The organism is Methylosinus trichosporium OB3b, from assembly GCF_002752655.1.
Classification (GTDB): domain Bacteria; phylum Pseudomonadota; class Alphaproteobacteria; order Rhizobiales; family Beijerinckiaceae; genus Methylosinus; species Methylosinus trichosporium.
This window is the reverse complement of sequence record NZ_CP023737.1, coordinates 2,713,702-2,737,031: the sequence shown is the minus strand read 5'-3', so window position 1 is coordinate 2,737,031 and position 23,330 is coordinate 2,713,702. Positions and strand designations below refer to the sequence as shown.

The window sequence follows — 23,330 nt, the reverse complement described above, 5'->3', positions numbered from 1 at the left end:
CGCGATGAGCGCCAATCTCGCCGTCCTTCTCTATCTCGCCGCCGGCATATTGTTCATCCTGGCGCTGCGCGGCCTCTCCTCGCCGGCGACCTCGCGGCAGGGCAATCTCTACGGCATGATCGGCATGGGCGTCGCCGTCGCGACGACGCTGCTGCTGCGCCTGCCGACGCTCGGCGGTCTGATCCTGATCGTGATCGGCGCGGGAGCCGGCGGCGGCGTCGGCGCCTATGTGGCGAAGCATGTCGAGATGACGAAGATGCCGCAGCTCGTGGCCTTCTTCCATTCGCTCGTCGGCCTCGCCGCCGTGCTCGTCGCCGGTAGCGCCTTCTTCGCGCCGCAGGCCTTCGGCATCGGCATGCCGGGACATATCGAAGCCGGCAGCCTGTTCGAAATGTCGATCGGCGCCGCCATCGGCGCCATCACCTTCACCGGCTCGGTGATCGCCTTCTTGAAGCTCGACGAGCGCATGACCGGCAAGCCGATCCTGCTGCCCGAGCGTCACACGATCAACATATTGCTCGGCGTCGCGCTCGTCGGCTTCATCATCTTGTTCGCGATGAGCGAGAGCGGCTTCTGGCTGTTTCTCATCATCCTCGTGTCGCTCGCTCTCGGCGTGACGCTGATCATCCCGATCGGCGGGGCCGACATGCCGGTCGTCGTGTCGATGCTCAATTCCTATTCGGGATGGGCGGCGGCCGGCATCGGCTTCACGCTGGGCAATCTCGCGCTCATCATCACCGGCGCGCTGGTCGGCTCCTCGGGCGCGATCCTCTCCTACATCATGTGCAAGGGGATGAACCGCTCCTTCGTCTCCGTCATTCTCGGCGGCTTCGGCGGCGAGCAGGCGGCGGCCGCGGGCGCGGTGGAGAAGCGCCCCGTGAAGCAGGGCTCGGCCGAGGACGCCGCCTATATCATGCAGAACGCCGGCAAGGTGATCGTGGCGCCCGGCTATGGCATGGCGGTGGCGCAGGCGCAGCACGCGCTGCGCGAGATGGCGGACCTGCTGAAGAAGGAGGGCGTCGAGATCAAATACGCCATTCATCCGGTGGCCGGCCGCATGCCCGGCCATATGAATGTGCTGCTCGCCGAAGCCAATGTGCCCTATGACGAGGTGTTCGAGCTCGAGGACATTAATTCGGAATTCGCCCAGGCCGATGTCGCCTTCGTCATCGGCGCCAATGACGTCACCAATCCGTCCGCCAAGACCGATCCGCAATCGCCGATCTATGGCATGCCGATCCTCGATGTGGAGAAGGCGAAGACGGTGCTGTTTTTAAAGCGCGGCATGGGCTCGGGCTATGCCGGCGTCGAGAACGAGTTGTTCTTCCGTCCGAACACGATGATGCTGTTCGGCGACGCCAAGAAGACCGTCGAGTCGATCGTCAAGGCGCTGGCGCATTGAGTCTTCGGATGAAGCGCTCGTCACGAAAAGCCGCCACACGTCATTGCGAGAAGCGAAGCGACAAAGCAATCCAGGGGCCGCCCCAGGGCTGAAGGATTGCTTCGCTCCGCTCGCAATGACGGCCCGAGCTGTCGTTGCTCACACTCTATGAGTCAGGCGATGCGCGCGGTCTTCATGTCGTCGCGCGCCCGGCGACGATCCTGGGCCGGCTGATAGGCGACCTGAGCGTGGAAGCCGCAATAGGGCCCGCCGGCGCCGCCGGGGGTGCGCGCGCCGCAGAAGCGGAACTCCGGCGAGGTGGGATCGCCGATCGGCCAACGGCACATTGATTCGCGCAGCTCCATGATGGTCACGCGCTCGGTGAGCGGAATCACGACTTCCTCCTGTGGCCGGGCGTCGGCCTGTGGCAATGCGCAGGGCGTCAGCGCCAGCGCGACATTGCCCATGACGACGCTCGGCGCATTCACGGTCGTCGCGCGAACCGCGACGCCGACGCCCTGCTGCTGTTGCTGCAGGCGCGGCGGCTTGGCGGCGCGGGGCCGCGCCGCGACGGGCGTCTTGGCGCGTTGCGAGAGGCCGAGCCGATGGATCTTGCCGATGACGGCGTTGCGCGTGATGCCCGCGCCGATCTCCGCCGCCACCTGGCTGGCGCTGAGCCCTTCATTCCAGAGCTTGCGCAGCAGCTCGACGCGCTCGTCGGTCCAGGACATGAGGATCTCCTCGTCTAACCTTGGTTCCTGCCGCAAGAATCGGCGAACGCTCGCGCAACCGGCCGGGCCGGAGTCGATACGACGCACTCGCACTCGGTTGAAAAGCGCCACACGGGATGTCGTGGGCGACGACGCAGACGCTACTCTACGAGTTGAATCACGCGCAAGAGTCCCTGGCAAGGGGCGTGGACGTTCCCCACAACGTAATGCCTCAATATTGCCTGCCGACGTTGCGCGAAGGATGCGTCGGCGCGCGCGCGGCCCATTTTCGCGACGGCGCGGTATCCTTGCGCGTCCGCTGCGCGCGACCCTGCGAGCGGCGCGCCTCTCGAAACAGATTTGACCGCTGTCGGGCGAGACCCTAGAATAATGGCGCGTGAGAGATGCCGCCCCTCGGGGCGGCACTTTGATTTTTCGCCCCTGCTGCGCGTTCCCAGGCCGACGCGCCGTCGAATGGAGTCGCCCTTTGGTCTCGGCGCTGTTTCCGACCTATCCGCGTGCCGATCTCTCCTTCGAGACGGGCGAAGGCGCCTGGCTCGTCGCGAGCGACGGCGAGCGCTATCTCGACTTCGGCTCCGGAGTCGCGGTCAACTCGCTCGGCCATGCGCATCCGCATCTCGTCGGAACCTTGAGCGCCGCCGCGGCCTCGCCCTGGCACGTCTCCAATCTGTTCCGCATTCCCGCCGCCGAGCGGCTGGCCGAGCGGCTGGCGCAGGCGAGCTTCGCCGATCTTGTCTTCTTCACCAATTCCGGCGCCGAGGCGGTCGAATGCGCGATCAAGACCGCGCGTAAATATCATGCGGCGAACGGACGGCCGGAACGCTATCGGCTGATCACCTTCGAGGGCGCCTTCCACGGCCGCACGCTGGCGACCATCGCCGCCGGCGGCAATCCCAAATATCTCGACGGCTTCGGTCCGCCGGTCGACGGTTTCGATCAGGCGCCTTTCGGCGATCTCGACGCCGTGCGCGCGCTGATCTCGCCGCAGACCGCCGGCGTGCTGCTGGAGCCGATCCAGGGCGAAGGCGGCGTGCGCGTCGCGCCGCCCGGCTTCCTTCCCGGCCTGCGCGCGCTCTGCGACGAGCATGGCCTGCTGCTCGTCGTCGATGAGGTGCAGACCGGCGTCGGCCGCACCGGACGTTTTCTCGCCATCGAGCATTCCGGCGTCGCGCCGGACATCGCCGCGCTCGCCAAGGGCGTCGGCGGCGGCTTTCCGCTCGGAGCCTGCCTCGCCACGGCCGAGGCGGCCAAAGGCATGACGCTCGGCGCCCATGGCTCGACCTATGGCGGCAATCCGCTCGCCACGGCGGTCGGCAACGCCGTGCTGGACATCGTGCTGGAGCCGGGCTTTCTGGAGCGCGTCGCGCAGCTCGGCGGTCTGTTCCGCCAGAAGCTCGCCGCGCTCGAGGATCGCTATCCGCAGGTGATCGAAGAGGTGCGCGGCGAAGGGCTGATGTTCGGCGTCAAGACGCGCGTTCCCAATATGGCTTTCGCCGCGGCGGCCCGCGCCGCGGGACTCTTGACCATTCCGGCGAGCGACAATGTCGTGCGCCTGCTGCCGCCGCTGATCGTCACGGAGAGCGAGATCGCCGAAGGCGTGGCGCGGCTCGAGACCGCCTGCGCCTCGCTCGCGCAGGAGAAGCGAGCGGGAGCTCAAGGATGACCGCCCATGCGCAGGTGACGGGCGCCCGTCATTTCCTCGATCTTTCGCAGATTCCGGCGACCGAGCTGCGCCGCATTCTGGACAATGCGGCGGCGATCAAGGCGAGACGCGTGAAGGGCGCGCCCTCCGCCTTCCGGCCGCTCGCCGGCAAGGCGCTGGCGATGATCTTCGACAAGCCGTCGACGCGCACGCGCGTCTCCTTCGATCTCGCCATGCGCGAGCTCGGCGGCGACACCATCATGCTCACCGGCCAGGAGATGCAGCTCGGCCGCGGCGAGACCATCGCCGACACGGCGCGCGTGCTGTCGCGCTTCGTCGACGCCATCGTCATCCGCATTCTGGAGCACGACCAGCTCACCGAGCTCGCGCGCTTTTCCACCGTGCCGGTGATCAACGGGCTCACCAAGCTCTCGCATCCCTGCCAGGTGATGGCCGATGTGCTGACCTTTGAGGAGCATCGCGGGCCGATCGCCGGCCGCACCGTGGCCTGGACCGGCGACGCCAATAATGTGCTGGCGAGCTGGGTTCATGCGGCGGAGCGCTTCTCCTTCAAGATCAATGTGGCGACCCCGCCCGAGCTCGCGCCCTCCGGCGCCCTCGTCGATTTCGCCCGCGCCAATGGTGTCGCGCTGAACCTGACCGCCGATCCTTACGAGGCGGTGGCGGGCGCCGATGCGGTGATTTCCGACTGCTGGGTGTCGATGGGCGACGAGGAGGAGGAGGCGCGCCGCCATGCGCTGCTGTTCCCCTTCCAGGTGAACGCGAAGCTGATGGCCGCCGCGGATAAGCACGCGATCTTCATGCATTGCCTGCCCGCCCACCGTGGCGAGGAGGTCACCGACGAGGTGATCGACGGGCCGCAATCAGTGGTGTTCGACGAGGCGGAGAACCGCCTTCACGCGCAAAAGGGCGTGCTCGCCTGGTGCTTCGGAGCCGAGGCGCCGTGACGCGCGACAGCGACGCGATCGGCCGGCCCGCCTCGCCTATCGCCGAGGACGACAGCGTTCTGCCCTTCGCGGTCGATGCGCTCGATCTGCGCGGGCGACTCGTGCGGCTCGGGCCGGCGGCGCATTCGATTCTGACGCATTATGAGTATCCGCCGCCGGTGGCGCGGCTCCTCGGCGAGGCGATCGCGCTCGCAGCGCTGCTCGGCTCCATGCTCGAGGCGCATGGCCGCTTTCAGCTGCAGACGCGCAGCGACGGGCCGGTCGACATGCTGGTCGTCGATTGCGACGCGCCCGGCCGCCTGCGCGGCTTCGCCCGTTTCGACGCGGACCGTGTCGCCGAGGGCGCGGCGCAGGGCGCGCTGCTCGGCCATGGCCATATGGCGCTCACCGTGGAGCGTCCGGGCGACGCCGCGCGCTATCAGGGCGTGGTGGCGCTCGAAGGCGACAGCCTCACCGAGGCGGCGCATCGCTATTTCCGCCAATCGGAGCAGATTCCGAGCTTCGTGAAGCTCACCGTGGCCGAGAGCGTGACGCCGGCGGGCCGCAGCTGGCGGGCCGGCGGCCTGCTGCTGCAATATCTGCCGACAACGCAGCGCCCGCGCGATCTCGATCCCGGCGACGCGCCGGAAGGCGCCGAGGCCGAGGCGGCGGAGGACGACGCCTGGATCGAGGGTCTCTCGCTCGCTTCGACGACGCAGGATCACGAGCTGGTCGACCCGGGGCTCTCGGGCGAGCGGCTGCTCTATTCGCTGTTCCACGAGCGCGGCGTGATGGTGTTTCCACCGACGCAGCTGATCGAAGCCTGCCGCTGCTCGACCGAGAAGGTCGCCGATCTCTTACGCAGCTTCCCGCTGGAGGATCGGCGCGACATGGTCGGCGACGACGGGAAGATCGGCGTCACCTGCGAATTCTGCCGGACGCACCGGGTTTTCGACCCCGCGGATTTCGAGTGAGTGGCGAAGCGGTCGAGGAAGGGCGCGCTCTCTCTTCTCCCGCTCCGCGGGAGAAGGTGGCCCCGCGAAGCGGGGTCGGATGAGGGCGCCTCGGACTTCGCGCGCGTCCTATAAACTTCCGCTCTTCAACTTATTTCTATCCAGGAGCCGGATCGCCCTCATCCGACCCGGCTTCGCCGGGCCACCTTCTCCCACAAGTGGGAGAAGGAAAGCAGATTCGTCATTCCGCTCGAAAAGTCAGCCGCGCTGTCTCGCCAGCAGCGCCTTGATCTCCGTCACCAGCTCGCTCTCGGGCGTCGAGAATTGCGCAGGACGGGCGGCTTTCCATTCCTCATTGGTGGCGATGGCGGCACTGGCGCGTTCGCCCTCGATCAGATCCTTGATCTGCACCTCGCCCTTGGCGCGCTCGTCCGAGCCTTGGATCACCACCGCCGGCGCATTGCGCTTGTCGGCGTATTTCATCTGCGCCTTCATGCCCGAGGCGCCGAGATAGAGCTCGGCCGCCACCCCGCCGTTGCGCAGAGCGGCGACCATGCGCTGATAATCGGCGATGCGATCGCGGTCGAGCGCCAGCACCACCACCGGCCCCATGCGCTGCGAGGCGGCGACGATGGGGCTGCCGACCAGCTTCAGCGCCGCATAGAGCCGCGAGACGCCGATGGAAAATCCGGTCGCCGGCGTGTTCTCGGAGCGGAAGCGGCCGATCAGCCCGTCATAGCGGCCGCCGCCGCCGACCGAGCCGAAGCGGACGGGATGGCCCTTCTCGTCCTTGGTCTCGAAGGTCAAATCCGCCTCGAACACCGGGCCAGTGTAATATTCGAGCCCGCGCACGATAGAAGGATCGATGCGGATGCGCTCGGGCCCGAAGCCGGCGTCGCGGACGAGATCCTCGATTTCGAGCAGTTCCTCCGCGCCTTCCGCTCCGACATTGCTGCGGCCGAGCAGCTCGAACAGGCCGAAGCGCGGCTCGCCGTCCTTATATTGTCCGCCGAGCGTGAAGGAGAGAATGGTGTCGACCGCGTCGTCGGCGAGGCCGGCGCCGCGGGTGAAATCCCCGCTCTCGTCCTTGCGGCCGGCGCCGAGCAGCAGCTTGACGCCCTCCGGCCCGAGCCGGTCCATCTTGTCGATGGCGCGCAGCACGGTGAGGCGGCGGCCAGCGTTCTCGTCGCCCTCGAGGCCGATCGCCTTCATCACTCCGTCCAGCACCTTGCGGCTGTTGATCTTGATGACGTAATCGCCGCGGGCGATCCCGAGCCGCTCCAGCGTATCCGCCGCCATCATGCAGATTTCGGCGTCGGCCGCCGGCGAAGCGGCGCCCACCGTATCGGCGTCGAACTGCATGAATTGGCGGAAGCGGCCGGGACCGGGCTTCTCATTGCGATAGACATTGCCGAAGCGATAGCTGCGAAAGGGTTTCGGCAGCCGGTCGAAATTCTGCGCGACATAGCGGGCGAGCGGCGCCGTCAGATCGTAGCGCAGCGACAGCCATTGCTCGTCGTCGTCCTGGAAGGAGAACACGCCTTCGTTCGGGCGGTCCTGATCGGGCAGGAATTTGCCGAGCGCATCGGTGTATTCGATCGCCGGGGTCTCCAGCGCCTCGAATCCGTAGAGCTCATAGACGGAGCGGATGACGTCCAGCATTCTGCCGGTCGCCGCGAGCTCCGCGGCGTCGCGGTCGGCGAGGCCGCGCGGGGAACGCGCCTCGATCTTGGGTTTTTTCTGTTCAGACATTGAGCCGGGCCTTTGGTCGGCGCCCTTCCTAGCATTTTTGCGCGGGGAGGAAAGCAGCGGCTGCGCCCTGAGGCCAATGCAGCAGATGCGAGCGGCAGCGCGGGCAGTCGGAGCTGCCGAAGCCTTCGAGCGGAATCGGCAGCGCCGCGAGCGCTGTGACGAGCGCGCATTCGTCGCCGCCGGGCGCAATCCAGGCGCCGAGGACGCGGCCCGCCTCCGTGAGCTGGTCGATATGCCAGCGCCTCGCCTTGCCGCGGCGCATATGGCGGCCGAGCCGGGCGCGCAGGCCGCCCGGCCCGCGGGCGGAGCCGCAATAAATATAGCGTCCCGCCGCCAGAACGGCCGAGCGGCGGCCGGCCTTGGCGAGGAGCGGCGCGTCCAGCGCGACGATCATCGCATAGGCGCCGGGCGCTGCCGGCGCCGCAGCGGCCGCGGCGATGAATTCCATCCGGCAAATGTAAGCAAAAAAATCCTCCCTGTCTTCGCCGGGGCGAGGACAGGGAGGCGCTGTGGACACCGTGAGAACCATGCCGCAAAGAAGCGCCCGACCCCCGACGGAAAGGGGTCGTGCCGAGGGAAGCAAAAGCAGCCGCCTCCTCGCGCATCGCGCTGTCGCGACACGAAACACGACGAGGCGGAGCCTTGGCTTTCTTTGCAAGACGTTGCCATTGGGCATAATGTTTATGCCCGGACTCGTTATGTAACACAACTACATATTTTAGGCGCGCTCAGCGGGCAGGCTGCGCCTTTCGTAGGCAACGCGATGCGATTCAGCCGACGCGATCTCCTCCGCCTTCCTTTGGCGGGCGCCATTGCACCCGCGCAGGCGGCGCCCGACGCGACGCAATGGCTGCGCGAGCGCCTGCGCGACGCGGCGCGAACCGGCGCCGCCTTGCGGCTGCCGCGCGGCGTCCTCCACACCGCGACGCTCGATGTCGAGGCGCCGGCGATCCTCATCGGCGCGGGCTCCACGCTGCGGCTCGTCGGCACTGGGCCGCTGCTGCGCGCGCATGGCGGCGCGACCCTCACGCTCGAGGGAATCATCTTCGACGGCGGCGGCGCGGCCTTCGCCGATCGCAAGACCGGCCTCGTCGATCTCGCCGATATTCCGCGGCTTTCCATCCACGGCTGCACATTTCGGCGCTCGGCCGGGCGCGGCGTGTCGCTGCAGCGCTGCGGCGGGCGCTTCGCGCAGAACATCATCGAGGATGTGCGCGACGCCGGCTATTTCTCGCTCGACGGGCTCGGCGTCGACCTGGACGGCAACAAGCTGCGCCGCTGCGGCGACAATGGCGTGCAGATCTGGACCTCGGCGGCCGGCCGCTACGAAGGCTCGCGCGTGCGCAACAATGAGATCGCCGATATTCACAATCTCTCGGGCGGCGACGGCCCCTATGGCAATGGAATCGCCATCTGGGGCGCCGGCTTCCTGCGCATCGAGAACAATGTGATTCGCCGCTGCGCCTATACGGCGGTTCGCAACAACGCCGGCCATGACGTCGAGGTGATCGGCAATGATTGCGAAGGCTGCGGCGAGCGCGCCATGTATGCCGAATTCGGCGCCAAGCGCGCCACCTTCCGCGACAATCGCATCGACGACGCCGGCGCCGGCATCGCGCTCGCCAACGCCGAGCGCGGCACCGATATCGGCGTCGTGACCGGCAATGTGATCACCGGCCTGCGCGAAACGCATCCGGACAATGAGTTCGGGCCACAGATGAGCTGGCTGACCGGCGTCGAGGCCGAGAGCAATGTCCTCGTCGCCGGCAACAGAATCGTCGGCGGCTGGATGGGCGTGCGCTGCGGCGGCTATCGGCAGAACATTCGCGTCGAGGACAATCATCTGATCGACAATGATTATGGCGTGACCTTCCAGATCGGCGAGGGCGTCGGCCGCGCGGTGATCGCGCGCAACGAGATCAGCGGGGCGAGAAAGGCCGCCATAGCGGCGATCGCAGGACAGGACATTCAGCCCGGCGACGTCTCGAGGCCCGAGATCGCCGCCGAATATGCCGGCGTCGTGATCGAAACCGGCGCGCCGCGTCAATTGTTAACGCCGCGTCAATAGACGAACGGCATGATGTGCGACGCCCGAGCCCAGGGCCGATCGGGACCACGCCATGACGACGCTCTCCACTTACCTGCAGATCGCCAACAACCAGTCGCTATGGCAGTCGATGACCGCCAAGCAGCCGGACGTCGCGACGCAGACCCAATATTTCGAGGACAATATCGGCAAGGTCCAATCGGTCGACGACTTCATGAAGAACGACCGACTCTTCAACTACGCCATGACCGCCTTCGGCCTCGGCGACATGACCTACGCCAAGGGCATGATGCAAAAGGTGCTGGAGCAGGGCGTCTCGGACAACAGCGCGCTCGCCAACACGCTCAACAATGCGAACATCAAGGCCTTCGCCACGGCCTTCGATTTCGCCGACAATGGGGCGAGCACGACCTCGTCCTCGACGCTCGTCGACAATGTCGTCAGCCGCTATGCGGAGCAGTCGCTCGAGGACAATCAGGGCCAGCAGAATCCGGGCGTCCAGCTCGCGCTCTATTTCCAGCGCAATGCGCCGAGCATTACCAGTGTCTACGGCATTCTCGCCGACTCCAAGATTTTATCCGTGGTTCAGACCGCGCTCGGCATTTCGACGCAGACCACGTCGCAGTCGATCGATTCGCAGGCGGCGATGCTGACGTCGAAGCTCGATATCACAGATTTTCAAGACCCGAAGAAGCTGCAGCAATTCATCTCGCGCTTCGCGGCGATGTACGATTACAACAACAGCGGCAGCGACGCCAATTCCCAGAGCTCGCTGCTGTCGACGCTGTTCGACAGCTCCTCCTCCGACTCGAGCTTCGGCCTCGATTCGAGCCTGCTTCTCAGCGTGCAGGGCGTCAGGTTCAACTCGTTCTGACGGACCTCGCGCGCACCCCGCCCGATTTGCCAAGGTCGCTGGACCTGTGTAGTCTAGCGCGCTGCTCTTCCTGAATAGGCGCAGCGGAACCAGACCCGTCCATGACGAAAGACCTCTTTCCTCTCTACGCCGCCGGCCCCGGACGCGCGCCTGTCGGAGCTTTGTGGAAGAAAACATTGCGCAGGAAAGCCGATCTCGACGAGTGGATCGAGAGGAATATTCGCGCAAAGATCCGCCGCACCCGCGAACGTCGCGCCGAGCGCGCGCTCGAGGACGCCGAGACCACACGTTATCTGCGCGAGAGCTTTTGCGAGAAGCCTTTCCAGAAGCTGGAGACGACGCCGAACGGTCTGGCCTATGTCTGCTGTCCGGCATGGCTGCCGACGCCGATCGGCGATCTGCGATCCGGCGCGGAGAAAATCTGGTTCGGCCGCACGGCGCGGGCGCTGCGCAAATCGATCGCCGACGGCTCCTATCGCTATTGCAGCCGCATCAAATGCGCCGATATCGCCAATCGCAATCTCATGCGCCGCGATTCGCCGGAGGCGCAAAAGATCATCACCGAGTTCGACAGCGCGACGCCGCCGCTGCCGAAACGGCTCTATCTCTCGCATGATCGCTCCTGCAATTTGTCCTGTCCCTCCTGCCGCAAGGAGAACATCGTCGCCGACAAGGCCGAGCAGGCGCGGCTCGACGACATGACCGAGCGCGTGCTAATTCCGCTCCTGCGCGGCGCCGAGCGCGTGCTCGTCACCGGCTCGGGCGATCCGTTCTTCAGCAATCACTTCCGCCGCCTCATCAAGCGAATCGACGGCGACGAGTTCCGCCATCTGCGCCTCGATCTGCACACCAACGCGCAGCTGTTCGACGAGCGCGGCTGGAATGATCTGCGGCTGCGCGGCCGGATTCGCCAGGTGGAGATTTCCATCGACGCGGCGACGCCCGAGACCTACGCCATCGTGCGGCGCGGCGGCTCTTTCGAGCGGCTGCTGCAGAATCTCGCCTTCATCAAAGGCCTACGGGACTCCGGCGAGATCGAGATCCTCTATTTCTCCATGGTGGTGCAGCGGCTGAACTTCCGCGAGATGCCGGATTTCGTCCGCCTCGCGCAGCGTTTCTCGGCCGACTGGGCGTCCTTCAACATGATCTGGAACTGGGGCACCTTCACGCCCGGGGAATTCGCGCGCGAATATGTCGGCGCGGCGAGCCATCCCGATTTCGAAGAGCTGCGCGACGTGCTGCGGGACCCGCTGCTGCAGCCGCCCTATGCGCAGCTCGGCAGCGTTCCCGGCCATATCGAACGCGCGCTGCGGGGCGAGGCGGCCGTCGAGGGGTGAGACCCGGCGGGAGCGGCGCCGTCCTCGCGAATATCCCACGATCCAGCGAGCATCTTGCTTGCCAGCGGCGAGCCGATTTGTTAGACGGGCCGCCTGCCGACGCTAGAGCGTCGGCGACTGCGGTCGTGGCGGAATTGGTAGACGCGCTAGCTTGAGGTGCTAGTTGGGCAACCAGTGGAGGTTCGAGTCCTCTCGACCGCACCATATTGACGGAATCGGCGGCCTGCGCTGAGGCGCGCCGCCCGAGGGCGCCGGAAGCCGGCCAAAATCCCATGCCCGGCTTCCCAAGCCGGCCGCCCTCCTGTATGAGATGCCGCACTGCAACACATCCGCGGTCCGCGCGCGCCCCTCGAAGGAGCGCCGCGCCGCGGCTCGTCCGCGAACCGATCGGCCCTATCCATGAAGCTGCGCAACATCGCCATCATCGCCCACGTCGACCACGGCAAGACGACGCTCGTCGACCGGCTGCTCCAGCAGTCGGGCGCCTTTCGTGAGAATCAGCGCGTCGCCGAACGGGTGATGGACAGCAACGATCTGGAAAAAGAGCGCGGCATCACCATCATGGCCAAGGCGACCTCCATCGCCTGGAAGGACACGCGCATCAATATCGTGGACACCCCCGGCCACGCCGATTTCGGCGGCGAGGTGGAGCGCATCCTGTCCATGGTCGACGGCGCCATCGTGCTGGTCGACGCGGCCGAGGGCCCGATGCCGCAGACCAAATTCGTGGTCGGCAAGGCGCTGAAGATCGGCCTGAAGCCGATCGTCGCCATCAATAAGGTCGACAAGCCCGACGCCCGCATCACCGAGGTGGTGAACGAGGTGTTCGACCTGTTCGCCGCGCTCGACGCCACCGACGAGCAGCTCGACTTCCCGATCATCTACGGCTCGGCAAAGCAGGGCTGGATGGCCGAGGAGCCGACGGGCCCGCAGGACGGCATGGCGCCGCTGTTCGATCTCGTCATCAAGCATGTGCCCGAGCCCAAGATCGAGGAAGGCGGCTTCCGCATGCTCGGCACGCTGCTCGAGGCCAACCCCTATCTCGGCCGCATCATCACCGGCCGCGTCTTCGCCGGCAGCGTGAAGCCCAATCAGGCGGTGAAGGTGCTGGACCGCACCGGAAAGATCGTCGAGCAGGGCCGCGTCTCGAAGATTCTCGCCTTCCGCGGCATCGAGCGCCAGCCGATCGACGAGGCCGAGGCGGGCGACATCGTCGCCATCGCCGGTCTCGAGAAATACAATGTCGCCGACACGCTCTGCGCGCTCGAGGTGGCGGAGCCGCTGCAGGCGCAGCCGATCGACCCGCCGACTTTGTCCATGACCTTCCTCGTCAATGATTCGCCGCTCGCCGGCACCGAGGGCGACAAGGTCACGAGCCGCATGATCCGCGCCCGCCTGTTCAAGGAGGCCGAAGGCAATGTCGCGCTGCGCGTGGAGGATTCGCCCGGCGGCGAGAGCTTCATCGTCTCCGGCCGCGGCGAATTGCAGCTCGCCATCCTCATCGAGACCATGCGTCGCGAAGGCTTCGAGCTCGGCGTCTCGCGCCCCAAGGTCGTGTTCCAGAAGGACGAGGCCGGCGATCTGCTGGAGCCGATCGAGGAGGTCGTCATCGACGTCGACGAGGAGCATTCCGGCGTCGTCGTGCAGAAAATGTCCGAACGCAAGGCCGAGATGATCGAGATGCGCCCGTCGGGCGGCAATCGCCTGCGTCTCGTGTTCCATGCGCCGACGCGCGGCCTCATCGGCTATCAGGGCGAGCTGTTGACCGACACGCGCGGCACGGCGATCATGAACCGCCTGTTCCACGAATATGCGCCGCACAAGGGCGAGATCACCGGCCGCCGCAATGGCGTGCTGATCTCCAACGAGCAGGGCGAGGCCGTCGCCTACGCCATGTGGAAGCTCGAGGATCGCGGCCCGATGATGATCGAGCCTGGCTGGAAGGTCTATCGCGGCATGATCGTCGGCGAGCATACGCGCGACAACGATCTCGAGATCAATGTGCTGAAGGGCAAGCAGCTCACCAATATCCGCGCCGCCGGCAAGGACGAGGCGGTGCGCCTCACCCCGCCGATCAAGATGACGCTGGAGAAGGCGCTCGCCTATATCGAGGACGACGAGCTCGTCGAGGTGACGCCGAAGTCGATCCGCCTGCGCAAGACCTTCCTCGATCCGAACGAGCGCAAGCGCGCGCGCGGCAAATCGGCCGTGGTGGCCTGAGACGACGCTCGTTCGCGAGCCCGAGTTCAACGCGCCGCGAAAAGCCGCAACGATTGGGCGGCGTCATTGCGAGAAGCGACGAAACAACCCAGGAGCCGCCCCGCGGCCCTGGATTGCTTCGCTTCGCTCGCAATGACGACCCGGGCTTCGGTGGTTCGCAGCACGATAGCTGTTTTGAATTTCATTCACTACAGGCACGCAGACAAAACCGCCGTCGGGAACAGCGACCAGATTCCCGCGACGAGAGCGGCCACGGCCAGCGCCACGCTCACATAGGACACGAAGGGCGACGCCGCGCCGAAGCGGGCTGTGCGCAGCGCCAGCAGCAGGCCGAGCTGCGCCAGCAACGCCACTCCCCAGGCGCCGACCAGCGCCAGCCGAAACAGCGACGCCTCGCCGATTGGCGCCGCCGGCCAGTCATAGGCGCAGGCGATTCCATGCAGGCCGTAGACGCCGCTGAAGGCCGCGAGCCATAAGAACAGGGCGATGGTGATGCGCAGGACATCGGTCATGCCGCAAGGCCCGGCAGCGATGTGACGGCGAGAGCGAGCGCGGCGACGAAAGCGCCGTAATCGGTCCAAAGACGCAGGATCGCAAAGCCGGACCTCCGCGCCGGCGACGTATAGCCGCGCCGAACCCTGGCGATGAGAAATGAGGTCATCAGGATGACGAGCGCGACATGCGCCAGCGCATAGGCGCCGATCACAAAGATCGTCGCGCCATAGGCGTGGTCGAGCAGCGTCAGAGTCCGAGCGACCAGAATCGCCAACGCCGCGAGCATCGCAACGGCGCCGAGGAGAGAAAGGACGAGCCCACCGGAGGACGACGCGCCGCGCCGATTGGCGCGCGCCGCAAATCGGATTCCCGTAAAGCTCGCAGCGACGCCGATGGCGCCGAGCAGAAGACCGAGGATCGACGGCGACAGCCAGCGCGGCGGCGGCCAGCCGGGCGCGATGGTCCATAGAAAGGCGTAGCCGAACAGAAGCGAGCCGAAGAACACCGCATCGGCGGAGAGCAGGAACACCGAGCCCCACCAGCCGGGCGAATGATCGATCTCGGCGGAGCGGGGCAGCGACGCTCCGCACCCGACCTCCTGCGGCCCGAGATCGGCGCGCTCGCCGAGCGATGAGCTCCAGCGCAGCGCCAGCGCCGTCATCGCGACGAGCGCGATGGGCACGAGCCAATAGGCCTTGATCAGCACGCCGAGAAACGCCGCCCCGGTGGCGACGGCGAGCAGAAAAGGCAGCATCGTGTTGCCCGGAAAGATCACCAGCGCTTCCGGTCGTCCGCTGCTGGCGTCGACCATCAATGTCTCGCGCAGATTGTGGCGCGGCTCGCCGAGATAAAATTCGCCGCGCGCGATGGCGACCGCGAGTCGGGGATCGGCGGCGAGCGGCTCGCGCGAGCGCACCTGCGGAATGCTGGCGAAATTATAGGCGGCCGGCGGCGTCGGCATCGCCCATTCGAGCGTTCCCGCCTTCCACGGGTTGCGCGATCCGCGAATGGCGAGCAGCACATGCAGGACCACATCGATGAGAACCATGGCGAAGCCGATCGATAGAATGAAGCCGCAGATCGAGGAGAAGAGATTGATCGGCCCGAAGCCGGTATCCTCGGCGTAAGTGTCGATGCGGCGCCTTTGGCCGAGCAGCCCGACCCAATGCATCGCCAGAAAAGTTCCGTTGAAGCCGATGAAAATGAGCCAGAACGCCATTTCGCCGATGCGGAAGAACCGCTTGCGGCCGGTGAAATGCGGCAGCCAGTAATAAAGGCCCGCGAGCATCGGCAGCACGAAGCCGCCCATGAGCACATAATGCAGATGCGCGGTCACGAAGGCGGTGTCATGCGCCTGCCAGTCGAAGGGGACAATGGCGACCATGACGCCGGTGAGCCCGCCGATGACGAAGGTGAAGAAGAAGCCCAGAATATAGAGCATGGGCAGGGTGAGCCGCGGCCGTCCGTTCCACAAGGTTCCGATCCAGGCGAAGATCTGCACCGCCGTCGGCACGGCCACCAGCGTCGAGGCGGCGGCGAAGAAGCCGAGCGCCATGAAGGGAATGCCGGTCGCGAACATGTGGTGCACCCACAGCCCGAAGCTCAGAAAGGCGAGAGCGAACACCGCCGCGACGACAGCGCGATAGCCGAGCAAAGTCGTGCGCGCCATCGCCGGCAGCACGGTCGAGACGACGCCGGCCGCGGGGAGGAAGATGATGTAGACCTCCGGATGGCCGAACAGCCAGAACAAATGCTGCCACAGCAGCGGATCGCCGCCGAGGCCGGGCTCGAAGAAGGGCAGGCCGAACGCCCGCTCCAGCTCGAGCAGGATGGAGCCGAGGATCAGCGGCGGAAAGCCCATGATCATCATCAGCGCCGTCGCCAGCGCATACCAGGCGAAGATCGGCATGCGATCGAGCGACATGCCGGGCGCGCGAAACTTCAGCACCGAGACGGCGATCTCCACCGCCGCCGCAATGGCCGAAATTTCCACGAAAGTGACGCCGACGAGCCAGAAATCCGAATTGACGCCGGGCGAATGCGCGATCGAGGAGAGCGGCGGATACATGAACCAGCCGCTGTTCGGCGCGAGGCCGGCGAGCAGGGCGAAGACCAGCATCGCGGCGCCGAGCACATAGCACCAGAAGCCATAGGCCGAGAGGCGCGGAAAGGCGAGATCGCGGGTCCCGAGCAGCTTGGGCAGCAGATAGACGGCCGCGCCCTCGAACAGCGGGATCGCGAACAGGAACATCATCAGCGTTCCATGCATCGTGAAAATCTGGTCGTAGACGCCGGGGCGAAGAAAGGCCGAATGCGCCGTGGCGAGCTGAGCGCGAATGAGCATGGCGAGCACGCCGGCGACGAGAAAGAAGCACACCGCGACGACGAGGAACATGCGTCCGAGGTCGCTGTGGTTCACGGTCGTGAAGAAACCTCTCCATCCGGGCTCCGAAGCCCAGATGAGCGTGAGCGCGCGGTGTCGCGCCAGCGACTTCATCGGCGCGCGCTTTCGAGAAAGGCGGTCCAGCCGGCGCCGTCATGGGCGATCACGGTGAAGGCGTCGCTTGAATAGCCCGGCCCGCTGAACTCGGCGCCGACGCCGTGATATTCCCCCGGCGCGAACGCTTCGATGCGCAGCACATTCACCTGGCCCGGAATCGCATCGAGCTTGCCGGCGAGGCGCGGAACCCAGAAGCTGTGGATCACATCGACCGAGGTGATCTCGACATCGACGGGCCGCCCCGCCGGAATATGCAGCACGCCCTGCGTGCGCAGCGCCGCATCCGCATAGCCGAAGCTCCAGGACCATTGCCGCGCCTGCGCGCGAACCGTCACGACATCGCCGCCGCGACGCGGCAGCAGCGCTTCGCCGATCACCAATCCGTAGATCAGCAGAGCCGCGAGCACGCAGAGCGGAAAAACGACGCCGAGCCCGTGAATCCAGACCCGCTCGTCCTCGCGCGGCGCGGATGGAGCTTTCAGAAACGCCGCCGCCAGCAGCGCCATCACCAATGCGAGAATCGCCGCCGATCCGACCAGCATGGCCCACCACAGCGTGGCGATGCGCGCCGCCGCGGGCCCCGCCGGATCGACCGTCGAGAGCGCTCCCGCGCAACCAGCGAGCGCGAGCGGCGTTGATGAGAGCGCTATCAAACGAACGAAGGGCCGGAGCCGATGACGCATGAACCGATGGACGCGCGCGAAAACATTCTGATCGATCCGATCCAGCAGCATCCGGAATTTCACGAGACGGAGTCGCGCGTCGCCGTGCTCGGACATCCGATCCATGCGATGTCGGTCGCCTTTCCGATCGCGCTGACCTTCATATTGATGGGCGATGATCTGCTCTATTGGTGGACCGGCGATCCCTTCTGGGCGCGCGCCGCGCTGTGGTCGGCCGGCGGCGGATTCCTGCTCGGGCTCGTCGCCGGCGCCTCCGGCCTCGCCGAGCTCCTGCTCGTGCCGGGCATTCGAGCGCGCGACGCCGCCTGGACGCATTTCATTCTCGCAGTGCTGCTTCTCGCCCTGCTCGGCGCAAACTGGGGCTATCGTCTCACCGGCTATGAGAGCGCGGTGCTGCCCTATGGAGCGCTGCTGTCGGCGCTGTGCGTGGTTGTCGTCTCGGCGGCGGGCTGGCATGGCGGCAAGCTCGTGTTCGACTATCGACTGGGAACGGCGAAAGGCAGCTGACCGCCGACCGGCTCGGTCAGCCAGGATGGAAAGCCGAAGCGAAGGTCTGGCTTGGCGAGCACGAGAAAAAGGATCGCCAGCGCGGTGAGCAGCGTCACGATCGCCGGCGTCGCCGGATGCGCGGGCCGGAATCGGCCCGCCGTCTCGGAGACGCGCAGAATTTGATGGCCGACGAACCCATGCGTCGCCACCAGCACTGCGACGAGCACGAATTTCGTGAACATCCAGGGCGTGAAGACATCGCGCAGGAAGATGAGCATCGTCCCGGTCGCCACCGTCACCACGGCGGCCGGCGTCACGCCGAAAGCATAGGCGTAATGCGTGTAATGGCGAATGCGCGCATAATCCGCCTGTCCGATCGCCGGATCATGATGCGCGAGCATCAACGGCAGCGCGATCACTCCGGCGCACCAGATCGCCAGCGCCGACACATGCGCCGCCTTGATGTGCGGAACGATCGGCTCGAGCCAGCCGATCATGGCTCGGCGCTTTCGGCCTGCGCCCAGAAGCGCTCGAGCAGCATCGCCGCGACAATGGCGAAAGGAACGCCGCCGGGCGCCCACATCAGCAGGCCGCCGAGCTGCTGATCGCCGAGCGGCGTGAGGCCGAAGGCCAGGGGAGCCGTGGCGTGCGCCGCATAGAGCGGCGTCGGCGCGAATGTCAGCACAGCGCCGAGCAGTCCCATCTGGCCATAGGCCGCGACGATGAGCGGCCCCTCGGTGACGACGCTCGCCGCCGGCGCGAGCATCTGCCGCCAGAACCACACTGCGCCGCCGAGCAGCGACAGCTGCATGAGCCAATAGGCGCCCTTGTGCGACAGCGCGAGATCATAGGCCGCGGGCGCGTGCCAAGCCCAGAGCGTCAGCGCGAACGCCGCGAGGGCGGGAGCCGCCGCACGCGCGGCGCGCGCCGGGCAGGCCGTCGCGATGAGCGGCGCCGCGACCGCAACGAGAAGAAGATGATGCGCCGCGCGCGCCGAGAACAGCGCCGAGGAGAGCGCGCAGAGCGGCGACACCGAAGCGATGAACAGAACCCCGACCGCCGCGAGGCCGGCGCGGCTGCGCCGAAAGAACAATGCGCAAGCCGCGAGCGCGAGCAGAAGAAGGGGATCGAGGTTCCAGCGCAGAAAAAGATCCGCCGGAAGCGGCGCGGGCCCGCAATAGATTCCATCCATGAATGGCCCCGGTGGCGGCTCGAGCGCTCGAGCAACAGCAAAACGCCGCCGCGCGCTCCGAGGTTCCCGTCACGCCGCCATCGGCACGCGACAACCCGCGAGCGCGCGCAAAAATCCGTCCATCCAATGATAGGCGTCGCGCTCGCGCACGCGCTCGAGCAACGCCGCATGGCGCTCCTTGCGCTCGGCGAACGGCATCTGAATCGCCTTCTGCATCGCATTCGCCACTTCGTCGGCGTCATAAGGATTGACGATCAGCGCCTCCTGCAAATCCTCGGCCGCGCCGGCGAAGCGCGAGAGCACCAGCACGCCGGGATTGTTCGCGTCCTGCGCGACGACATATTCCTTGGCGACGAGATTCATGCCGTCACGCAATGGCGTCACCAGCCCCACCTGGCTGCCGCGATAGAGCGCCGCGAGCGTGTCGCGATCGACGCGGCGGTGAAGATAGCGCACCGGCGTCCAGTCGAAATCGCCGAACTGGCCGTTGATCTCGCCTGACAGCGCCTCCAATTCATGCCGGATGTCGGCATAGGCCTGCACATCCTCGCGCGTCGGCGGCGCGATCTGCATCAAGGTCACCGCCTTGCAGTTTTGTGGATAGAGCTCGAGCAGACGCTTGAAGGAGCGCAGCCGGTCGGGCAGTCCTTTCGTATAATCGAGACGATCGACGCCGATCACATTTATGCGCGGCTCGCCGGCGCGATGCAGCCGCTCGATGCGCTTGGCCGCGCTCGGACTCTCGGCCATGGCCGCGAACGAATCGACATCGATGCCGACCGGAAACACCGAGGCCGTCACCTCGCGCGCGCCGATGCGCAGCACATCCGGCCCGATCATTTCGCCGCCCATGAAATCGCACATGAAGCGGCAGAAATTGGCTTGATCCGTACGCGTCTGAAAGCCGATGAGATCATAGTCGACGAGCGCCGACATCAGCCATTCATGCTCCGGCATGGCGACGAGCACATCCGGCGGCGGAAAGGGAATATGCAGGAAGAAACCGATGCGATTGCGCACGCCACGCGCGCGCAGTCCGGCGCCGAGCGGAATGAGATGATAATCATGCGCCCAGACGAGATCGTTCGGCTTCAGCATGGGCGCGAGCGTCTCGGCGAAGCGGTCGTTGACGCGCCGATAGCCGTCGATCGCCTCTTGGGCGAAGCGCGCGAGATCGAGCCGGTAATGATGCACGGGCCACAGCGCGGCATTGGCGAAGCCGAGATAATAGTCGCGATATTCCCGCTCGGTCAGCGGCGTCGTCGCGAAAGTGAGATCGTCGAAGGTGACGCTCGTCGTCTCGGGCTCGGCCTCGTCCGGAACGATCTCGCCGTTCCACCCGAACCACAGACCGCCGCGCTTGCGCAGCGCATCGAGGATGCACACGGCGAGCCCGCCGAGCGCTTGAGCGCAGCCGGGATCGGCCACGCGATTGGAGACGACGACGAGGCGCTTCATATGGCCTTCTCCCAGGAGCGCGACAGCCGCATCGCGCAATTGATGATTCCGACCATCGAATAGGTCTGCGGATAGTTCCCCCAAGCTTCGCCGGTCTCGACGTCGATGTCCTCCGACATCAGGCCGAGCCGGTTGCGCTGCGCCAGCAGCGCCTCGAAATAATCGCGCGCCTCCTCGCGCCGCCCCATGCGGGCCAGCGCGTCGATCCGCCAGAATGAGCAAGTCGTGAAAGCGGTCTTTGGTTCACCGAAATCGTCGGCGGCCTCGTAGCGCATCATATGCGGCCCGCGGCCGAGCACGGCCTCGACCTGACGCAGCGTGGACACCATGCGCGGATCGTCGGGCGCGAGGAAGCCGACCTCGGCCATCAGCAGAACGCCGGCGTCGAGATATTCGCCATCCAGCGATTCGACGAAAGCGCCGCGCTTTTCCGACCAGGCCCGCTCGAGAATCACCTGCCTGATCTTGTCCGCCTCGACGCGCCAGTCGCGCGCGCGCTCCGGCTCGCCGATGTGATCGGCGATGCGCGCGAGCCGGTCCGCCGCCGCCCAGCACATGAGGCTCGAGGTGGTGTGGACGCGCGCGCGCGAGCGCAGCTCCCACATGCCCGCGTCGGGCTTGTCGTAGCAGGAGAGCGCCTGTCGGCCGATGTCCTCGAGGCGCAGGAAATCCATGCGCGTCGGCGGCGACAGCAGCCGCTTGTCGAGAAAAGCCTGAGCGACGCCGAGAATCACATTGCCGTAGGAATCATGCTGGAAATGCTGATAGGCCTGATTGCCGACGCGCACCGGGCCGATGCCGCGATAGCCGGGCAGGCTCGTGACGATGCGCTCGGTGAGCTCGGCCTCGAGCCCGACGCCATAGACCGGCTGAATATGCGCGCCCGAGGCCGAGGCCACGACATTCATCAGCCAATCGAAATAATCCTCCATCTTATGCATCGCCGCGAGACGATTGAGCGCGCGCACGACGAAATAGGCGTCGCGCACCCAGCAATAGCGATAATCCCAATTGCGCTGCGTGCCCGGCGCTTCGGGAATGCTGGTCGTGAGCGCCGCGACGATGGCGCCGGTCGTCTCATAGGTGCAGAGCTTCAAAGTGATCGCCGCGCGAATGACCGCGCTCTGCCATTCGAAGGGAATGGCCAGACGATGCACCCAATGGCGCCAATAATCGCGCGTGCGCTCCTCGAAGGAGCGCGCCGTCTGCGCGATGCCCTCGCTCAACGTCTCGTCGGGGCCGAGCACGAAATCCACGGGACGACTGAGATTGAACACGGTTTCGTCGCGCACATAATCGATCGGCGCATTGGTGGTCAGCCGCAGGATCGTATGCGGGCCGACGAAACGAATGTGATGCGAGCCGAAGGTGAGGCTCGGCATGGTCGAGCCATAGTCGAAGCGCGGTCGCACGCGAATGCGAATGCGCGGCGTGCCGGAGACGGGCGTCAGCCGCCGCACGATCATCTGCGGATGATAGAGCCGATCGCGCCAGAAGAAGCGCGGCGCGAAATCGGTGACGCGCACCGAGCCCTGCTTGCCGTGCAGAACCGTCTCGAGAATCGCGGTGTTGCCGCAATATTTCTGCTCGCTATGGACCTGATCCTCGAGCTCGACGGCGAAAAACCCGCCATCCTCCATCTCCTTCGGCGCGCCGAGCAGGCTGTGGAACACGGGATCGCCGTCATAGCGCGGCAGGCAGCACCAGACGATGCTCGCATCGCGATCGATCAGCGCGGCGAAAGTGCAATTGCCGATGACGCCGAGCTCGAGATCGCTCACCCGCGACCCATTCATCCGATCCGCTCCTCTCTGCCCGCGCGCGCGAGCTCGCCGAGCCAACCATGCAGCTCACGCAAATTCGCGGCGCGATAGCGCGCCAGCGTCGTCGCACACGCTCCCACCTTGATCGAGACCCCACCGCGCGCATTGACGAGCGCGAAGCCGACCTCGTCGGTGGCGTCGTCGCCAGCGAACACCGGCCGGCGTCCCGAGAAAGGCGCCTCCTTCAGATAGGCCTCGATGACATCGCCCTTATCGGCGCCCTCCGTTCGAATTTCGAAAACCATCTTTCCCGGCAGCAGCTCCACGTCGGAACGGCCGCGCACCGCATGCTCGGCGATGTCGCGGCAAAGATTCTGACACTCCGGCCGCTGGCGATAATGCAGCGCCACGGCGCCGGTCTTCGGCTCCACCAGCAGACCGGGCTCGGCGCCGACCGCCGCGCGCAGGGCCGCGACGATCGGCGTCATATCGACCGGCTCGACCGCCGCGCTGTGCATGGCGCCGGCGGCGTCGCGTCGTTGCAACCCATGCACGCCGGCGACCGGCAGCACCAGCGGATGCAGCAGCCGATCAACGACGGCTATATCTCGACCGGAGATGATGGCGAGAGCGTGACCACAGCTTCCTCGCAGACTGTCAAGCAGCTCGATCGTCTCCGGCGCCACCACGACGGCCTCCGGCCGCTCCGCCAATTCGGCGAGCGTGCCGTCGAGATCGAGAAACATCGCGAAGGGACCAATCTCGGCGACTTCCGGCAACATGAACGGCTCCAGCTTCCGCCTCGCTATGGTCGAGAGTCGAATCGCGAGTGCGACGCGCACATTCCCGCCCTCGCTTGCGGAGAC

At 66.2% G+C, this 23,330-nt stretch carries 20 protein-coding genes and 1 tRNA gene; 10 read left to right on the top strand and 11 right to left on the bottom strand.

Features of this window, described 5'->3' with window-relative positions:
* The first annotated feature begins 4 nt into the window (after nt 1–4).
* A complete protein-coding gene (locus CQW49_RS13105; RefSeq protein ID WP_003609114.1) occupies nt 5–1,402 on the top strand; it encodes an NAD(P)(+) transhydrogenase (Re/Si-specific) subunit beta in 1,398 nt (465 codons plus the stop codon).
* Between the two features lie 152 nt (nt 1,403–1,554).
* Here CQW49_RS13105 and CQW49_RS13100 read toward each other — a convergent pair whose 3' ends face one another.
* Complete coding sequence (locus CQW49_RS13100; RefSeq protein ID WP_003609116.1) at nt 1,555–2,112, bottom strand: GcrA family cell cycle regulator; 558 nt, start codon at nt 2,110–2,112, stop codon at nt 1,555–1,557.
* Nucleotides 2,113–2,578: 466 nt separating this feature from the next.
* On the opposite strand from CQW49_RS13100, the gene CQW49_RS13095 reads away from it, so the two are divergent.
* The 3 genes from CQW49_RS13095 to CQW49_RS13085 are packed head-to-tail and all read left to right on the top strand — an operon-like array spanning nt 2,579 to nt 5,675.
* Entirely contained in the window at nt 2,579–3,775 is a 1,197-nt protein-coding gene (locus CQW49_RS13095; protein WP_003609117.1) for an aspartate aminotransferase family protein, read from the top strand.
* Nucleotides 3,772–4,722, top strand: a complete 951-nt coding sequence (argF, locus tag CQW49_RS13090) for an ornithine carbamoyltransferase (RefSeq protein WP_003609119.1) — start codon at nt 3,772–3,774, stop codon at nt 4,720–4,722. The genes CQW49_RS13095 and argF overlap by 4 nt, the downstream gene beginning before the upstream one ends.
* Entirely contained in the window at nt 4,719–5,675 is a 957-nt protein-coding gene (locus tag CQW49_RS13085; protein ID WP_003609121.1) for an Hsp33 family molecular chaperone, read from the top strand. Before argF ends, CQW49_RS13085 begins: the two co-directional genes overlap by 4 nt.
* 237 nt (nt 5,676–5,912) lie before the next feature.
* On the opposite strand, the gene hisS is transcribed toward CQW49_RS13085, so the two are convergent.
* Nucleotides 5,913–7,406 carry a histidine--tRNA ligase gene (hisS, locus tag CQW49_RS13080; RefSeq protein ID WP_003609123.1) on the bottom strand — a complete coding sequence of 498 codons (1,494 nt, stop codon included), beginning with the start codon at nt 7,404–7,406 and terminating at the stop codon, nt 5,913–5,915.
* 28 nt (nt 7,407–7,434) lie between these two features.
* A complete protein-coding gene (locus CQW49_RS13075) occupies nt 7,435–7,854 on the bottom strand; it encodes a GIY-YIG nuclease family protein (protein WP_003609125.1) in 420 nt (139 codons plus the stop codon).
* A gap of 315 nt (nt 7,855–8,169) precedes the next feature.
* On the opposite strand from CQW49_RS13075, the gene CQW49_RS13070 reads away from it, so the two are divergent.
* The 5 genes from CQW49_RS13070 to typA all read left to right on the top strand — a co-directional run bounded on the left by CQW49_RS13070 (nt 8,170) and on the right by typA (nt 13,884).
* A complete protein-coding gene (locus CQW49_RS13070) occupies nt 8,170–9,474 on the top strand; it encodes a TIGR03808 family TAT-translocated repetitive protein (RefSeq protein WP_003609127.1) in 1,305 nt (434 codons plus the stop codon).
* A 52-nt stretch (nt 9,475–9,526) separates the two neighbouring features.
* Nucleotides 9,527–10,327, top strand: a complete 801-nt coding sequence (locus CQW49_RS13065) for a DUF1217 domain-containing protein (RefSeq protein WP_003609129.1) — start codon at nt 9,527–9,529, stop codon at nt 10,325–10,327.
* 101 nt (nt 10,328–10,428) lie between these two features.
* Entirely contained in the window at nt 10,429–11,664 is a 1,236-nt protein-coding gene (locus CQW49_RS13060; protein ID WP_003609132.1) for a radical SAM protein, read from the top strand.
* 119 nt (nt 11,665–11,783) lie between these two features.
* Nucleotides 11,784–11,868, top strand: a tRNA-Leu gene (locus CQW49_RS13055).
* A gap of 195 nt (nt 11,869–12,063) precedes the next feature.
* A complete protein-coding gene (gene typA / locus CQW49_RS13050) occupies nt 12,064–13,884 on the top strand; it encodes a translational GTPase TypA (RefSeq protein WP_003609134.1) in 1,821 nt (606 codons plus the stop codon).
* A gap of 188 nt (nt 13,885–14,072) precedes the next feature.
* Here the strand turns inward: typA and CQW49_RS13045 are convergent, their stop codons facing one another.
* From CQW49_RS13045 to CQW49_RS13035, 3 genes are read right to left on the bottom strand one after another with little or no spacing between them, the layout of a single operon-like run.
* Entirely contained in the window at nt 14,073–14,396 is a 324-nt protein-coding gene (locus CQW49_RS13045; protein ID WP_003609135.1) for a hypothetical protein, read from the bottom strand.
* Nucleotides 14,393–16,876 carry a cytochrome c oxidase subunit I gene (gene ctaD / locus CQW49_RS13040; RefSeq protein ID WP_003609138.1) on the bottom strand — a complete coding sequence of 828 codons (2,484 nt, stop codon included), beginning with the start codon at nt 16,874–16,876 and terminating at the stop codon, nt 14,393–14,395. Before ctaD ends, CQW49_RS13045 begins: the two co-directional genes overlap by 4 nt.
* Complete coding sequence (locus CQW49_RS13035; protein ID WP_040567199.1) at nt 16,873–17,562, bottom strand: cytochrome c oxidase subunit II; 690 nt, start codon at nt 17,560–17,562, stop codon at nt 16,873–16,875. Before CQW49_RS13035 ends, ctaD begins: the two co-directional genes overlap by 4 nt.
* Here CQW49_RS13035 and CQW49_RS13030 point away from each other — a divergent pair.
* The gene (locus CQW49_RS13030; protein ID WP_003609142.1) at nt 17,554–18,069 is read left to right on the top strand and encodes a DUF2231 domain-containing protein; all 516 of its coding nucleotides are present in this window, start codon (nt 17,554–17,556) and stop codon (nt 18,067–18,069) included. The genes CQW49_RS13035 and CQW49_RS13030 overlap by 9 nt on opposite strands.
* Here the strand turns inward: CQW49_RS13030 and CQW49_RS13025 are convergent.
* From CQW49_RS13025 to otsB, 5 genes are all read right to left on the bottom strand, one after another.
* Nucleotides 18,039–18,548 (bottom strand): CopD family protein, encoded by a 510-nt coding sequence (locus CQW49_RS13025; RefSeq protein WP_003609143.1) that lies wholly within the window; start codon nt 18,546–18,548, stop codon nt 18,039–18,041. The genes CQW49_RS13030 and CQW49_RS13025 overlap by 31 nt on opposite strands.
* Nucleotides 18,545–19,243 (bottom strand): cytochrome c oxidase assembly protein, encoded by a 699-nt coding sequence (locus tag CQW49_RS13020; protein WP_003609145.1) that lies wholly within the window; start codon nt 19,241–19,243, stop codon nt 18,545–18,547. The genes CQW49_RS13025 and CQW49_RS13020 overlap by 4 nt, the downstream gene beginning before the upstream one ends.
* Before the next feature lie 69 nt (nt 19,244–19,312).
* Nucleotides 19,313–20,701 (bottom strand): alpha,alpha-trehalose-phosphate synthase (UDP-forming), encoded by a 1,389-nt coding sequence (locus CQW49_RS13015; RefSeq protein ID WP_003609146.1) that lies wholly within the window; start codon nt 20,699–20,701, stop codon nt 19,313–19,315.
* Nucleotides 20,698–22,497 carry a glycoside hydrolase family 15 protein gene (locus CQW49_RS13010; protein WP_003609147.1) on the bottom strand — a complete coding sequence of 600 codons (1,800 nt, stop codon included), beginning with the start codon at nt 22,495–22,497 and terminating at the stop codon, nt 20,698–20,700. Before CQW49_RS13010 ends, CQW49_RS13015 begins: the two co-directional genes overlap by 4 nt.
* Nucleotides 22,494–23,246, bottom strand: coding sequence for a trehalose-phosphatase (otsB, locus tag CQW49_RS13005; protein WP_003609148.1), 753 nt, complete (start codon nt 23,244–23,246; stop codon nt 22,494–22,496). Before otsB ends, CQW49_RS13010 begins: the two co-directional genes overlap by 4 nt.
* Nucleotides 23,247–23,330: the final 84 nt, after the last annotated feature.

Excerpts from the sequence above, each read along its gene's own strand:
- CQW49_RS13010 (WP_003609147.1), bottom strand. The coding sequence starts at position 22,497 with ATGAATGGGTCGCGGGTGAGCGATCTCGAGCTCGGCGTCATCGGCAAT.
- CQW49_RS13070 (WP_003609127.1), top strand. The coding sequence starts at position 8,170 with ATGCGATTCAGCCGACGCGATCTCCTCCGCCTTCCTTTGGCGGGCGCC.
- CQW49_RS13015 (WP_003609146.1), bottom strand. The coding sequence starts at position 20,701 with ATGAAGCGCCTCGTCGTCGTCTCCAATCGCGTGGCCGATCCCGGCTGC.
- argF (WP_003609119.1), top strand. The coding sequence starts at position 3,772 with ATGACCGCCCATGCGCAGGTGACGGGCGCCCGTCATTTCCTCGATCTT.
- CQW49_RS13065 (WP_003609129.1), top strand. The coding sequence starts at position 9,527 with ATGACGACGCTCTCCACTTACCTGCAGATCGCCAACAACCAGTCGCTA.
- CQW49_RS13025 (WP_003609143.1), bottom strand. The coding sequence starts at position 18,548 with ATGATCGGCTGGCTCGAGCCGATCGTTCCGCACATCAAGGCGGCGCAT.
- ctaD (WP_003609138.1), bottom strand. The coding sequence starts at position 16,876 with ATGAAGTCGCTGGCGCGACACCGCGCGCTCACGCTCATCTGGGCTTCG.
- CQW49_RS13045 (WP_003609135.1), bottom strand. The coding sequence starts at position 14,396 with ATGACCGATGTCCTGCGCATCACCATCGCCCTGTTCTTATGGCTCGCG.
- hisS (WP_003609123.1), bottom strand. The coding sequence starts at position 7,406 with ATGTCTGAACAGAAAAAACCCAAGATCGAGGCGCGTTCCCCGCGCGGC.
- CQW49_RS13020 (WP_003609145.1), bottom strand. The coding sequence starts at position 19,243 with ATGGATGGAATCTATTGCGGGCCCGCGCCGCTTCCGGCGGATCTTTTT.
- CQW49_RS13075 (WP_003609125.1), bottom strand. The coding sequence starts at position 7,854 with ATGGAATTCATCGCCGCGGCCGCTGCGGCGCCGGCAGCGCCCGGCGCC.
- CQW49_RS13060 (WP_003609132.1), top strand. The coding sequence starts at position 10,429 with ATGACGAAAGACCTCTTTCCTCTCTACGCCGCCGGCCCCGGACGCGCG.
- CQW49_RS13100 (WP_003609116.1), bottom strand. The coding sequence starts at position 2,112 with ATGTCCTGGACCGACGAGCGCGTCGAGCTGCTGCGCAAGCTCTGGAAT.
- CQW49_RS13105 (WP_003609114.1), top strand. The coding sequence starts at position 5 with ATGAGCGCCAATCTCGCCGTCCTTCTCTATCTCGCCGCCGGCATATTG.
- otsB (WP_003609148.1), bottom strand. The coding sequence starts at position 23,246 with ATGTTGCCGGAAGTCGCCGAGATTGGTCCCTTCGCGATGTTTCTCGAT.
- typA (WP_003609134.1), top strand. The coding sequence starts at position 12,064 with ATGAAGCTGCGCAACATCGCCATCATCGCCCACGTCGACCACGGCAAG.
- CQW49_RS13030 (WP_003609142.1), top strand. The coding sequence starts at position 17,554 with ATGACGCATGAACCGATGGACGCGCGCGAAAACATTCTGATCGATCCG.
- CQW49_RS13035 (WP_040567199.1), bottom strand. The coding sequence starts at position 17,562 with ATGCGTCATCGGCTCCGGCCCTTCGTTCGTTTGATAGCGCTCTCATCA.